At 75.2% G+C, this 13059-nt stretch carries 9 protein-coding genes and 1 pseudogene; 4 read left to right on the top strand and 6 right to left on the bottom strand.

What is annotated here, in order from left to right; all coding sequences use genetic code 11:
• Positions 1 to 191 (bottom strand): annotated as a pseudogene (locus B124_RS35915) (PepSY domain-containing protein); the annotation flags it as partial.
• 128 nt (positions 192 to 319) lie between these two features.
• On the opposite strand from B124_RS35915, the gene B124_RS35910 reads away from it, so the two are divergent.
• Positions 320 to 1006, top strand: coding sequence for a response regulator transcription factor (locus tag B124_RS35910; protein ID WP_496507221.1), 687 nt, complete (start codon positions 320 to 322; stop codon positions 1004 to 1006).
• A 214-nt stretch (positions 1007 to 1220) separates the two neighbouring features.
• Positions 1221 to 2729 carry a sensor histidine kinase gene (locus tag B124_RS35905; protein WP_496507222.1) on the top strand — a complete coding sequence of 503 codons (1509 nt, stop codon included), beginning with the start codon at positions 1221 to 1223 and terminating at the stop codon, positions 2727 to 2729.
• Positions 2730 to 2923: 194 nt separating this feature from the next.
• Here the strand turns inward: B124_RS35905 and B124_RS35900 are convergent, their stop codons facing one another.
• Both B124_RS35900 and B124_RS35895 read right to left on the bottom strand, forming a co-directional pair.
• On the bottom strand, positions 2924 to 4441 hold the full coding sequence (locus B124_RS35900; RefSeq protein WP_496507220.1) for an aminopeptidase P family protein: 1518 nt from the start codon (positions 4439 to 4441) through the stop codon (positions 2924 to 2926).
• Between the two features lie 116 nt (positions 4442 to 4557).
• A complete protein-coding gene (locus tag B124_RS35895) occupies positions 4558 to 6255 on the bottom strand; it encodes a SpoIIE family protein phosphatase (protein ID WP_496507219.1) in 1698 nt (565 codons plus the stop codon).
• A gap of 533 nt (positions 6256 to 6788) precedes the next feature.
• Between B124_RS35895 and B124_RS35890 the strand changes: the two genes are divergently transcribed.
• Complete coding sequence (locus tag B124_RS35890; RefSeq protein WP_496507218.1) at positions 6789 to 7490, top strand: bifunctional DNA primase/polymerase; 702 nt, start codon at positions 6789 to 6791, stop codon at positions 7488 to 7490.
• Positions 7491 to 7930: 440 nt separating this feature from the next.
• Here the strand turns inward: B124_RS35890 and B124_RS35885 are convergent, their stop codons facing one another.
• The 3 genes from B124_RS35885 to B124_RS35875 all read right to left on the bottom strand — a co-directional run bounded on the left by B124_RS35885 (position 7931) and on the right by B124_RS35875 (position 10671).
• Positions 7931 to 8908: a DUF5926 family protein gene (locus B124_RS35885; protein ID WP_496507217.1), complete on the bottom strand. Its 978-nt coding sequence runs from the start codon at positions 8906 to 8908 to the stop codon at positions 7931 to 7933.
• Between the two features lie 99 nt (positions 8909 to 9007).
• Positions 9008 to 9592 (bottom strand): ATP-binding protein, encoded by a 585-nt coding sequence (locus tag B124_RS35880; RefSeq protein WP_496507216.1) that lies wholly within the window; start codon positions 9590 to 9592, stop codon positions 9008 to 9010.
• Between the two features lie 134 nt (positions 9593 to 9726).
• On the bottom strand, positions 9727 to 10671 hold the full coding sequence (locus B124_RS35875; RefSeq protein WP_496507215.1) for a glycerophosphodiester phosphodiesterase family protein: 945 nt from the start codon (positions 10669 to 10671) through the stop codon (positions 9727 to 9729).
• A 196-nt stretch (positions 10672 to 10867) separates the two neighbouring features.
• On the opposite strand from B124_RS35875, the gene B124_RS35870 reads away from it, so the two are divergent.
• The gene (locus B124_RS35870) at positions 10868 to 12505 is read left to right on the top strand and encodes a S1C family serine protease (RefSeq protein WP_496507214.1); all 1638 of its coding nucleotides are present in this window, start codon (positions 10868 to 10870) and stop codon (positions 12503 to 12505) included.
• The last annotated feature ends 554 nt before the right edge of the window (positions 12506 to 13059 follow it).

The raw sequence follows: 13059 nt of genomic DNA, 5'->3' as shown, positions 1-13059 counted from the left end.
TCGCGGTCGTCGCGGTCGTCGCGGTCGTCGCGGTCGTCGTCCCGGCCGTCATCGTCGCCGACCTGCACGTCCGCCGGCATCGCTGCCGCGTCCGCCCCGTCGTCGCCGCCCGAGACCGCGACCGCCGTGACCGTGCCACCCGTGACCAGAGCCGCGGCGGCGACGGCGGCGATGACGATGTTCCGCTTCATGAGGGTCCTCCCGCTTTCGGCGGCTCGTGCCGCTCTGTGCTGACAGGAACCAAGCTGCCTGAACGATCCTGAAGGGAGCCTGAAGGCACCTGAAGGGTTCTTCAGCTTCGGTTTGGGACCCTTGGGGCATGCGACTGCTGATCGTCGAGGACGAACGACGCCTCGCCACCTCCCTCGCCCGCGGGCTCGCCGCCGAGGGCTTCGCCGTGGACGTCGTCCACGACGGCGCGGAGGGCCTGCACCGGGCCACCGAGACCGACTACGACCTCATCGTCCTCGACATCATGCTCCCCGGCATGAACGGCTACCGCGTCTGCGCCGCCCTCCGCGCCGCCGGCGACGAGACCCCGATCCTCATGCTGACCGCCAAGGACGGCGAGTACGACGAGGCCGAGGGCCTCGACACCGGCGCCGACGACTACCTCACCAAGCCCTTCAGCTACGTCGTCCTCCTCGCCCGCGTACGCGCCCTGCTGCGCCGCCGCGGCCGTACCGCCTCGCCCGTCCTGCGCGTCGGCGCCCTCGCCGTGGACCCCGCCGCGCGCCGGGTCCACATCGGCGAGAGCGAGGTGGCGCTGACGGCCAAGGAGTTCGCGGTACTCGAAGTGCTGGCCCAGCGTGCCGGCGACGTCGTCGCCAAGTCCGAGATCCTTGAGCACGCCTGGGACTTCGCGTACGACGGCGACCCCAACATCGTCGAGGTCTACGTCAGCGCCCTGCGCCGCAAGCTCGGCGCGCGCACCATCCAGACGGTACGCGGAGCCGGCTACCGGCTCGCCGACCCGGAAGCCGCCCGCGGCGGTGCCCGTGCGTAGTCCGTTCTCCTCCGTACGCGCCAAGGCCGCGGTCGGAGCGACGGCCGTCGTCGTGCTGGCGCTCGTCGCCGCGGGCGTCGCCGTCCTGCTTGTACTCCGCTCCAACCTGCACGACCAGGCCGCCCTGCAGGCCGAGGTCAACGCCCGCCGCATCGCCACCGAGCTGAGCAACGGCATCCCGCTCGCCGACGTCGACCTGCCCGACGACAACCCCATGGTCGTACGCGACGACCGCGACGACCCCGTGCTCGCCAGCGACGGCCTCACCGCCGTCGACGGCGCGGGCGGCCCGGCCACGGCACTCCCGGCGGACATACGCACGGAGCCGACCGTGCCGCCGACCCCGACGGCGAGCCCGAGCCCGAGCCCGGACCCGGCGAGCCCGAGCCCGACGCCCAGCCGTACGGACTCGGACGACGACCGCGACGACGACTCCGATGACTCCGACGACAAGGACGACAAGGACGACAAGGACGACGACTCCGACGACGACAAGGACGACGACTCGCGCGACCGGGACGACCGGTACGAGCCCGGCGACGACCGCGACGAGAACGGCGACGACTCCGACGACTCCGACGACTCCGGCTCCGACGACTCCGACGAGGACCAGGCGCCGCGCCGCGGCGAGGTCGCGGACGAGGCGGACCTCGACGACGGCACCGCCGTACTCGACGGCGAAACCGCCGACTACCGCTTCGCCGGCCTCAAGACCACCTCCCCCCAGGGCCAGACCTACACCGTCTGGGCCGGCGTCCCCCTCGACACCGAGCAGAACGCCGTCGGCACCGTCGGCCGCGCCATGCTCGCCGGGCTCGTGCCGCTGCTCGCCGTCGTGGCCGGCGTGACCTGGCTGGTCACACGGCGCGCGCTGCGCCCGGTCGAGGGCATTCGCGGCGAGATGGCCGCGATCACCGCCTCCACGGACCTGTCCCGCCGGGTCCCGGAACCCGCCACCCGCGACGAGATCGCCCGGCTGGCCCGTACCACCAACGAGACCCTGACCGCGCTGGAGAAGTCCGTCGAACGCCAGCGCCGCTTCGTCGCCGACGCCTCCCACGAGCTGCGCAGCCCCATCGCCTCGCTGCGCACCCAGCTGGAGGTCGCCGCCGCCCACCCCGAACTGCTGGACCTGGACGGCGCGGTGGCGGACACCGTACGGCTCCAGCACCTCGCCGCCGACCTGCTGCTGCTGGCCCGGCTGGACGCCGGGGAGGAGCCGCTGGGCAAGCCCGTCCCGCTGGGCACGCTGGTCCGCGAGGACGTGGCGCGGCGGACCGCGGAGGGACAGGCGGGTGCCGCGGGCCCGGTCGAGGTCGTGGCCGGTCAGACGGCCGACGCGACGGTGGCCGGCTCGCGCGGCCAACTGGAGCGCGTCCTCGGCAACCTGGTGGACAACGCCGTACGGCACGCCGCCGGCCGGGTCGACGTCCAATTGCGCCGCGAGGGTGCGTGGGCGGTGCTGGAGGTCGCGGACGACGGCGCGGGCGTGCCCCCGGCGGACCGGGAGCGGATCTTCGAACGGTTCGTACGTCTCGACGACGCGCGCAGCCGCGACGAGGGCGGCGCGGGCCTGGGGCTGGCGATCGTCCGGGACGTGGTCGTACGCCACGGTGGCACGATCGGCGTCGGCGAGGCACCTGCCGGCGGCGCGCTGTTCACCGTACGGCTGCCGCTGAGCGCCCCGGGCGCCGACGACGGGCAGCCGACAACGGCGGACTGACGACGGGCGATCAACGGCGACATCTGTCAGCCGTCAGCCGTCGGCCGTCGGCCGTCGGCGAGGCGCGGCGAAGCCGTACGCACCTGAACCTTCCGCGCCCCCCATGCGTCTTCCCCACTGCACCGGCCGGCGTCCGCCCGTACACACCGGCCGGTGCTCCGTGCCGTCCCGAGGGCCCGGACGGGCCCCGCGGGTCAGCCGCGCAGGCGGGCCATCCAGGCTTCCACCTCGTCGGCCTGCCGCGGCAGGCCGTCCGACAGGTTGCGGCAGCCGTCCTCCGTCACCAGGATGTCGTCCTCGATCCGCACGCCGATGCCCCGGTACTCCTCGGGCACCGTCAGGTCGTCGGGCTGGAAGTACAGCCCCGGCTCCACCGTCAGGCACATCCCCGCCCGCAGCGTCCCGCCCACGTACTCCTCGGTGCGGGCGGCGGCGCAGTCGTGGACGTCGATGCCGAGCATGTGCCCCGTGCCGTGCAGCGTCCAGCGCCGCTGGAGCCCCAGCTCCAGCACCTTGTCGACGTCCTCGACCTGGAGCAGCCCCCACTCGATGAGCTTCGCCGCCAGCACCCGCTGCGCCGCGTCGTGGAAGTCGCGGTACGCCGCGCCCGGCCGGACGGCGGCGATGCCCGCCTCCTGCGCGTCGTAGACGGCGTCGTAGATCCGCCGCTGGAGCGGCGTGAACGTGCCGTCGACGGGCAGCGTGCGGGTGACGTCGGCGGTGTAGAGGTTGCGGGTCTCCACGCCGGCGTCGAGCAGCAGCAGCTCGCCGGCGCGGACCGGGCCGTCGTTGCGTACCCAGTGCAGCGTGGTGGCGTGCGGTCCTGAGGCGCAGATGGAGCTGTAGCCGACGTCGTTGCCCTCGACGCGGGCGCGGAGGAAGAACGTTCCCTCGATGTAGCGCTCGCTGGTGGCCTCCGCCCGGTCGAGGACCTTCACGACGTCCTCGAAGCCGCGCGCGGTCGACTCGCACGCGGACTCCAGCTCGGCGATCTCGAACTCGTCCTTGACGAGCCGCATCTCGGAGAGGAAGACGCGGAACTCCTCGTCCCGCTCGGCGGTGACCTTGTCGTCGAGCGCCTTCGCGATGGCCGCGTCGTAGCCGCGCAGCAGCCGGACGGGCCCGGTGGCCTCGGCCAGATGCTTGGGCAGCTCGCGGACGTCCTTGACGGGCAGGCCGAGCAGTTTCTCGTTCTCGGTGAGGCTGTTGCGCCGGCCGACCCACAGCTCGCCCTGGCCGGAGAGCCAGAACTCGCCGTTGTCGCGGTCGGAGCGCGGCAGCAGGTACGCGGTCGCCTCGTGGCCGGGAGCGCCGTCCTCGGCGGTGACGGGCTCCAGGACGAGCACGCCGTCCTCGGTCTGGTCGCCGGTGAGGTAGGCGTAGTCGGAGGAGGGCCGGAAGGGGTAGTCGGTGTCGTTGGCCCGCGCCTTGAGGTTGCCGGCGGGGACGACGAGCCGTTCGCCGGGGAAGCGGGCGGAGAGCGCGGCGCGGCGGTCCGCGGCGTACCGGGCCTGGGGGACGGGCGTCAGGTCGTGCCGCTCGGTGTCGGCCCAGCCGGACTTCATGTTCTCGGTGAGTTCGTCCGAGAGGCCGCCGTACAGGCCGTTCTTGCGCTGCTTGATGGGCTTCTCCGCAGCGCCCTCCGCGCCCTCGGCGCCTTCCGCGGTCTCCGCGGTCTCGGGCGTCCGGGTCTGCGGCTGCTCCTCGGTCACGGCTGCCTCCTCTGCGATGCGTCGGTTGTTCCCAGCGTACGGCCGGGGACGCGGCCCGAAAGCCCCCGCGAGCAGTGACGTTGCGAACGGCTATGCACTGGCCGGCCGGGGGTGGGTCAGCCGGTGAGCTGTACGGCGAGCAGGACGACGTCCTCCGGGTGGTCGGCGCCGTCGCCGGGACCGGTGGGCAGGAGGCGGGCGAGGACGTGGTCGGTGAGTGCCTCGGGGTCGTCGCGTACGGGGGCGGGGGCGGTGGCGGCGGCGTGGTGGAGGCGGGTCATGGCCTGGTCGGTGGGCCGGCCGGTGCGGTGCAGGAGGCCGTCGGTGTAGAGGAGGACGGTTTCTCCGGGGGCCGGGTCGATGGTGACGCTGGGCGCCTCCCAGCAGGTCAGCATGGCCAGCGGCGCGGACAGGGAGGTCTCGGCGTACTCGGTGCGCCAGGGGCCGGTGACGAGCGGCGGGCAGTGGCCGGCGCCGGCGACGACGATGCTGCGGCGGCCGGGCGGGGCGTAGGCGAAGAGGGCGGTGGCGCGGCGGCCGGGTTCGGTCAGCCGCATGAGGAGTTCGAGGTCGGACAGGACGGCGACGGGGTCCTCGCCCTCCATGACCGCGTACGCGCGCAGCCCCGCGCGCAACTGGCCCATGGCGGCCACGGCCGCGGGCCCGCCGCCGCCCGCGGAGCCGACGGCCAGGCCCAGGGCGCCGTCGGGGAGGGGGAGGACGTCGTAGAAGTCGCCGCCGCCGAGGGGTCCTGTGCGGTGCCGGACGGCGACGCGGGCGCCGGGGACGCGCGGGAGGCGGGCGGGGAGCAGGGCGGCGCGGACGCCGTCGGCGGCGGTGCGGGCGCGGGCGAGGTCGAGGAGGCGGGCGAGGTGGTCGCCGGCGTGGCGGGCGTAGAGGCCGGCGATGCGGCGCTGCCGGTCGGTGGGGCGGGCGGGGCCGTCGTAGAGCCACTCGACGGCGCCGAGGAACTCGGGGGGCGGGGGCGGCGGTGACGGGGGCGGTGCGGGCGCGGGGGCGGCGGGCCGGGGGCCGGGGTGGTCGGCGCGGTCCGGCGGCCCGGCGTCCGGCTGTCCCGCTCCCGGGCGGTCCCGCTGGCCGGTTCCGGGTTGGCCGGTTCCTGTCTGGCCGGGCTGGCTGGATTGGCCGGGCTGGCCGGGCTGGCCGGGCTGGCCGGGCTGGCCGGGCTGGCCGGGCTGGCCGGGCCGGGGCCTGCCGCCTTGGTCCGGCTGCACCGGCACCGGGCGTTCCGCCCCCGCCGGTGCGCCGTCCGCCGAGTCCCGGTCACCCGCCGGCCCCACGGCGCCCGGCGCCGCCGGCACCGGTGGCCCCGTGCCCGTCGCCGCGAGCGGCACCGCGTAGCCCGCCGCGTAGCCGAGGCGCATGGCGACGTCGCGGTGGCGGGGGTGCAGGTCGGGTTCCGCGGCGAGGTCGGGGCGGCAGACGTCGGCGGGGCGGGTGGCGGCGGGGGCGTCGAGGATGCGCCCGTACGACGTGGACGCGCGGGGCACGGTCTCCATGGCGCCGAGTTCCGCGGCCCCGATGCCGTAGCCGACGCAGGTGTCGGGGCCGCGGCCGTCGGCGGGGCGCAGGACGGCGAACCCCCGGCGTGCGCCGACGAGTTCCGCGCCGGCGCGGACGATCTCGTAGAGCGCCTGTTCCAACTCGGTGGTGCGGGCGAGGCGTCCGGTCAGCTCGTGGAGTGCGGTGAGGTCGCCGGCCCAGGCGGAGAGGCGGTCGTACGAGGCCGTGGGGGACTCGGCGGGGTGGGCGATAGCGGGTCGCAGCAGCCGGTGCAGCTCAATTCCGGCCACATTCGGGAACGGTGGGGTACTCAACGTCGGCGGCTTTCGCGCAGCGGTTCCGCACCCGCGGCCGGTGTTCCGGCGCGGCCCGTCCGTACGGGCCTGACCGGCACCGGCATCGCGCTCAACAGCATTGCAGACCCCCATCTCATGCTGCGCCACTCGCAATAGATCCACATTTACACGGACTGGTGATGCGATGTCCAGTGTTGTCAGCCCCGGCATGGTGGTGTTCGCGGGGCACCTGTGATTGGCTGAAAATCGATGGGTGCTCTGGTCAACTGCGGTCGACTGGATTTCGACACGGAGGTCCCCACACAAGCCGGCAACGGCAGGAACCCGCCCAGGCGGCAGCGCGTCCTACAGGACAGAGCCCGGGCTTCGCCGACGCGTGGCGCGCCATCGCACCATCGACGCACGCACCGACGCACCGAATCAGCGCACCGACGCAGCACAGACACCGCAACGAGACCGCAGTGACTGTTTGACCCTCGCAAGGTGATCGGCCAGCAGACCCTGGTGCCACGGAAGGATGAGCGCTTATGCGCGAATATCCCGGAAAGCGGCGCAGGCGTAACGGGCAGCGGGCGCTGCCTGACGCGGCGCTGACGTTCGCTTCGCAGTGGCAGTGGCCCGTCGTGCCCGGAGCGGGCCTGGAACCGCAGCGGCGCAGCCGCCAGGACCGGACACGGGAACCGGCCCCCCGGCCGCGCGATCGCGCGTGCGGCTGCCCCTATCCGGAGTGCACCGCACCCGGAGCACACCCCTACGACCCCGGCGTGCTCGCCGCGACCACCGATCCGCGCATGGTCCGCTGGTGGTGGGAGCGGCGCCCGGACGCGCCCGTGCTGCTCGCCACCGGAGGCCGCGCGCCGAGCGCCGTGAGCCTGCCCGCCGTGACCGCCGCCCGTGCGCTGACCCGGCTGGACCGGCTCGGCGTGCGCACGGGCCCGGTGGTGGCCACGCCGGAGCGCTGGGCGCTGCTGGTGGCCAGCTACGAGTACGACGAGCTGGGCGAGCTGCTCGGCGAGCACGGCTGGGTGCCGGCCTCGCTGGGCTTCCACGGCGAGGGCGGCTACCTGCCGCTGCCGCCGTCGCAGACGGGCGCGGGGCGGGTCCGCTGGGAGCGGGCGCCGCGACCGCACGGCGCGGCGCCGTGGCTGCCGCCGGTGGCGTCGGTGGTCGACGTGCTGGTGGAGGCCGTGGCGGCGGCCCCGGGCGGCGGCACGAGGCTCGCCGGCTGAGGCCGTACGGCGGCAGCCGGGGGCGTACGGCGGCTGGGCTGCGGACGTACGGCGGCTGAGCCGCGGAGGTACGGCGGCTGAGCCGGGGACGTACGGGCTGAGTTGAGGACGTACGGCGGCTGGAGGGCGCGTACGGGCGGCGGGCGGTGCGTACCGCGGGCAACGGCCGCCCGGCGATCCGTCGCGCCACCGGCCCGCCGCGTCCGCCCCCGGAACGGGCTTGTGCGCTGTCACGCTTCGGCTTCCCGGCTTTGCCGCGCGCCGGTTGAAATTCCATGAATCCCGGGCGCCCGGGCACGTAAAGACCCGGCCGCTGGCGACGGGGGATGCACCAGCGACCGGGCTACAAGTGACCGTAACAACTCTTTGGCGTTTAGCAAATTCGAACGCAGTAATTCACGTCAAATGATGGATCTGCATACCGCACGGTATGCAGGTGATCAGCTCAGCGTCACCTGACGGTTGGCGAGACCCCCGCGCGCCTTGCGCTCCGCGCCCGTGAGCGGCTCGGTCACGGCCAGCGCCGCCGCCAGCCGCTCCCCGAACTCCGCCGCGGGCTTCTCGCAGTCCTCCGCCGTCATCGACGACGGCAGGTCCCACACCGGCACCACGAGCCCGTGGGCGCGGAACGACCCGACGAGCCGGGTGCCGTCGGCGAGCGCGGAGGTGCCGGCGGCGTGCAGCCGGGCGAGGGCGTCGAGGAGTTGCTCCTCGGGGTGGGGCATGACCCAGCGCAGGTGGTTCTTCTCCGGCGCCTCGCACCAGTACGCGGCCTCGACGCCGGCGAGGCGGGCGGTGGGGATGGCGGCGGCGTTGGCCCGCTCCAGGGAGGCGGCGACCTCGCCGGAGGCCGACTCCGCGTCGTCCAGCCAGAACTCGAACCCGTCGTGCACCACGGGCGTCAGCGCCGCGGAGGTGTCGAGCAGGTCCTGCAGCCGCGGCCCGTCGCCGGCGCCGGTGAGCGCGGCGGGCTCGACGGGGGAGCCGGGGGCGGCGGTCAGCGCGCGCTGCAGGACGTCGGCGAGGTCGCGGCTGATGTCGCCGGAGGCGGTGTCGTTCTGCAGCCCGAGCAGCACCGCGCCGTCGTCGCGGCGCAGCGCGGGCCAGGCCATGGGCAGCACGGTGGCGAGGGTGAGCGACGGTACGCCGTCGGGGAGGCCCGCGGCGAGGGTCAGTTCCGCGGTGCCGGCGGGGACGAGTTCGCGCAGCGCCACCCAGTCGCACTCGCCGGGCAGCCCCTCGAAGGGCCGGCGGACCAGCTCGGTGACGGCCTGCGCGGCGGCGCGGCCGTGGCACGCCTTGTACCGCCGGCCGGAGCCGCACGGGCAGGGCTCGCGGGCGCCGACGACGGGGATGTCCCCGGCGGGCACGGCGGCGGGCTGGGATGCCTTCGGGCGGGGGCGGCGCTTCTTCGCCATGGCTGGAATGCTCCGTTCGGGCGCGGGCGGTGTCACGTACCGCCGGAGCCTAGTCCCCGCGTCCGGTGCCCGGGCCCCGCGCCCGGATCCGGCCCGCGCTCACTGGCCGGGCAGAGAAGCCCAGACCGTGACCGCGCCGAGGGGGCCGGCGTCGTAGCGCACGCCCCAGTCGCAGGCGAGGGAGGAGATGATGGCCAGCCCGCGCCCGCCCTTGGCGGTGACCGAGGGAGTGGCGGGAAGTGGTCGGGTCGGTCCGCCACCGTCGGTGACGGCGACGGTGACGCGGCCGTCCGCTTCAACGTGCCAGTCGGCCCGCACCCGGGTGTCCCCGGTACCGGGGCCGGGGGCCGAGGGCGGCTCCTGCGGGTCCTGCCCTGCGGCGGGCCCGGGCTCCGCGCCGGGCGCCGGGTCGTAGCCGGCGGCGGGACGGGCGTCGGGGCCGGTGCGTACGAGCACTTCGGCGTCCGCGGTCGCCGCCGCCGAGGCCAGCGGCCTGGCGTGCCGGCAGGCGTTGCTGAGCAGCTCGGACAGGACGAGCACGGCGTCGTCGACGGTTGCCTCGGAGGCACCCCGGGCGCGGAGGTCGGCGCGTAGGCGACGGCGCGCCAGCCCCACCCCGTCCGCGCCGTGGGGAACGGCCATGGACGAAGCCGGCGCCTGCTCTGCCACCACGAACATCACCACCCCCAGGGATCCCCTCGCCCCGCAACAGGGAGTCAATGCCCCCGCGCGGTGGATCGGAAACCGGCCAACCCATCACCGGTGATGCACTTGTTACGTAACCGAACGCAGTGCGCGCACCGCCGTACTACGCGTAGTCACGCATCGCCGGTCGGCGGTGTGTCGTAGCCGATCCGGTCCAGTTGCGCCCGGACCTGGCGGGGGCGGTTGGTGATGACCGCCTCGACGCCGAGGCGCGCGCACAGGGTGACGTCGCCGGGTTCGTCGACCGTCCAGACGTGCACGCCGTGGCCGGCGCGGTGGACGCGGTCGACGTAGCCGGGATTGCTGCGCAGGATGCGCACGCTAGGGCCGGCGATGCCGACGCCGCGGGGGAGGCGGCCGTCGCGGTAGCGGGGGCGGACGAAGTGCATGAGGAAGACGGTCGGGACGGCGGGCGCGGCGGCGTGGACGCGGTGCAGCGAGCGGGCGGAGAAGCTCATCACCCGGACGAGGGAGGGCTCATCGGTGGCCGAGCGGACGCCGGGGACGGTACGGGGCCCGGTGCCGCCGGTGGCGGGTGCCTGCGGGCCGGCGAGGCCGAACCGGCGCAGCAGCTCGACCAGCTTCTCCTCCACCTGCCCGGCCCAGCGGGTGGGGTGCTTGGTCTCGATGGCGAGCTCGATCCGCCGCCCGGAGTCGGTCACCAGCTCCAGCAGCCGCTCCAGGGTGAGTACCGAGGTACGTTCCCAGTCGGGCTCCTCCGGTGTCTCGCGCTGGCGCCTGCCCACCTCGTCGCGGCGCTCCTCGCGGGCCTTCCAGGAGCCGAAGTCGAGGGCGGCGAGGTCGGCGAGTTCCAGAGCGGAGACAGCGCCGCGCCCGTCGGAGGTACGGTTGACGCGCCGGTCGTGGACGCAGACGAGATGGCCGTCGGCGGTGAGCCGTACGTCGCACTCCAGGGCGTCGGCGCCTTCCTCGATGGCCGTGCGGTACGCAGCGAGCGTGTGCTCCGGCGCGGCCTCGGACGCGCCCCGGTGCGCGACGACGGCGGGCGGGCCCGGCTCCGTACGCCCAAACGGCCGATCCGCGGGTGCTTGGCTCACCGGCTCATCGTGCCACCCGGCACGCCGCGTGGGCCGGTCCTCGTCGGCCACCCAGGGGATGCGCCGGGAATGTCCGAAGTAAAGGATGTCAGCCAAAGAGAAGGTGCGGTTTACCGTCCGCTGACAAGCGGTGCGGGACCCTGGTGGGGCGGGTAGGCGCAACTAGCACCTGGCGCGAGACGTGAAGGAGAGAGTTGTGAGCACCGAGAACGACGGCGCGACGCCCCGGCGGCCGGACTTCCCGCCGCCGGACGCGGGAGCGAGGTCTCCGGTCGAGTCTCCTGAGCGCGCAAGCGGAGGGGCCGGCGGCGCCTGGCCGGCGGGACCGGGAGGGCCGGGTGGTTCGGACGCTGCCGGCACTCCGGGGGGCCCGGGTGCCGGGGGGCACGGTGGGGGACGCACGGAGCAGTACGCCGCGGCCGGCGCCGCGGGCGGCACGGGTTCCGGCGGCGGCCACACCGGACCTCCCGGAGGTCAGGCCGGGCCCAGCGGCGCCGCCGGCTCGTCCGGCGGCGCCGGCCCCCAGTGGCCCCCGCCCCCGCTGTCGGCGGGCACCTCCCCCGCGGGCGCCACTCCGGGGAGCCCCGTCCCGGCGGGCTCCCCGCCCCCCACCCAGCCCGGCTGGGGCAGCGCCCCGCCGCCCGGCGGCAGCGGCTGGGACTCCACCCCCCGCCCGTCCGGGAACGGCGGCCGGCGGGTGGGCACGGTGGTCGTCGCCACCCTCGTCGCCGCGCTGCTCGGCGGCGGCATCGGCGGCGGCATCGGCTACTGGGCCGCCGAGAACGACGACTCCGGCACCACGTCCACGACCGTCTCGGGCACGCAGGACGGCCAGAAGATCGAGAACCCGCCCGGCTCGGTCGCCGGCATCGCCGACAACGCGCTGCCGAGCGTCGTGACCATCGAGGCGAGCGGCAGCGGCGACCCGGCGGGCGGCGAGGAGGGCGCGGCCACCGGCACCGGCTTCGTCTACGACAAGCAGGGCCACATCCTCACCAACAACCACGTCGTGGCGGGCGCCGAGGGCAGCGGGTCGCTGACCGCGACGTTCTCCAACGGCAAGACGTACGACGCCGAGGTCGTCGGCCAGGCCAGCGGATACGACGTAGCCGTCATCAAGCTCACCGACGCCGCCGACGCCGAGTTGACGCCGCTGCCGCTCGGCGACTCCGACAAGGTCGACGTCGGCGACCAGACCATCGCCATCGGCTCGCCGTTCGGCCTGTCGGGCACGGTCACCACCGGCATCGTCAGCGCCAAGAACCGCCCGGTGGCCTCCGGCGACGCGAGCGGCCAGCAGGAGTCGTACATGAACGCCCTGCAGACCGACGCCTCCATCAACCCCGGCAACTCCGGCGGCCCGCTGCTGGACCAGGGCGGCAACGTCATCGGCATCAACTCCGCGATCCGCCCGGCGGACAGCGGCAGCCCGTTCGGCGGCGGCCAGGGCGGCAGCATCGGCCTGGGCTTCGCGATCCCGATCAACCAGGCGGACCGGGTCGCGCAGGACCTCATCGACAGCGGCGAGCCGGTCTACGCGATCATCGGCGTCTCCGTCGACAACTCGTACCAGGGCAAGGGCGCGAAGGTCAGCGAGTCGGGCAGCGACGCGACGGGCGAGCCGGTGTCGCCCGGCGGCCCCGCGGACAAGGCGGGCCTGGAGCCCGGCGACGTGATCACGAAGCTGGACGACACGATCGTCGACAGCGGGCCGACGCTGATCGCCCAGTTGTGGGCGCACAAGCCCGGCGACAAGGTGGAAATCACCTACGAGCGCGGCGGCGACCAGGAGACGACGGAGGTCACCCTCGACGCGCGCGAGGGCGACGACTGACGGCAGTCACCGCAGGCGGCCGGCCACCCGGGACGGGCGGCCGGCCGCTGGTGTGCAGGGGGGTGTTGGGGGGGCGGCGCGGGGCTCCGCGGGGGAGGCCGGGGGTGGACAGGCCCCGCGGCGGCCGAGCCGGGGGCGGCCCCGGGGCTATGCGGGGGAGACGGGGGGCGGACGCGGGGGCTGTGGGGGAGGCCGGGGGCGGACGCGGGGCTTTGCGGGGGAGACCGGGGGGCGGCGGTGCGACCCCGCCGCGCGACCCCGCCGCGGAAGCCCGTGGCGTACGCGCGGGGAGGTCCGGGCCGGGGCGCCGGGGTCAGGGCCGTCCCTCACGCGGCCCCGCCCCGCACTCACCCCGCACCCGGCCCGGACCGGCTCACGGCCGGGACCCGTCACTGCCCCGGCCGGAACCTCCCCGCAGCGGCCCGCACTTCCCCGCACCGGCCTGCCGGCGCCGGGCCCGCTTCCTGCCCGGCCGTCCAGCCTTCCGGCCCGTACGACAGGCGGCCCTCCGGCCGTCCAGCCGTCCAGCCGTCCGGCCGTCCAGCCGTCCGGCC

This window comes from Streptomyces sp. CNP082 (assembly GCF_059570535.1).
Note: the sequence above shows the minus strand (reverse complement) of the source record. Positions and strands in the feature narration are given on the sequence as shown.

Coding starts and splice junctions, on each gene's coding strand:
- B124_RS35910 (WP_496507221.1), top strand. CDS start 320: ATGCGACTGCTGATCGTCGAGGACGAACGACGCCTCGCCACCTCCCTC.
- B124_RS35905 (WP_496507222.1), top strand. CDS start 1,221: ATGGTCGTACGCGACGACCGCGACGACCCCGTGCTCGCCAGCGACGGC.
- B124_RS35890 (WP_496507218.1), top strand. CDS start 6,789: ATGCGCGAATATCCCGGAAAGCGGCGCAGGCGTAACGGGCAGCGGGCG.
- B124_RS35885 (WP_496507217.1), bottom strand. CDS start 8,908: ATGGCGAAGAAGCGCCGCCCCCGCCCGAAGGCATCCCAGCCCGCCGCC.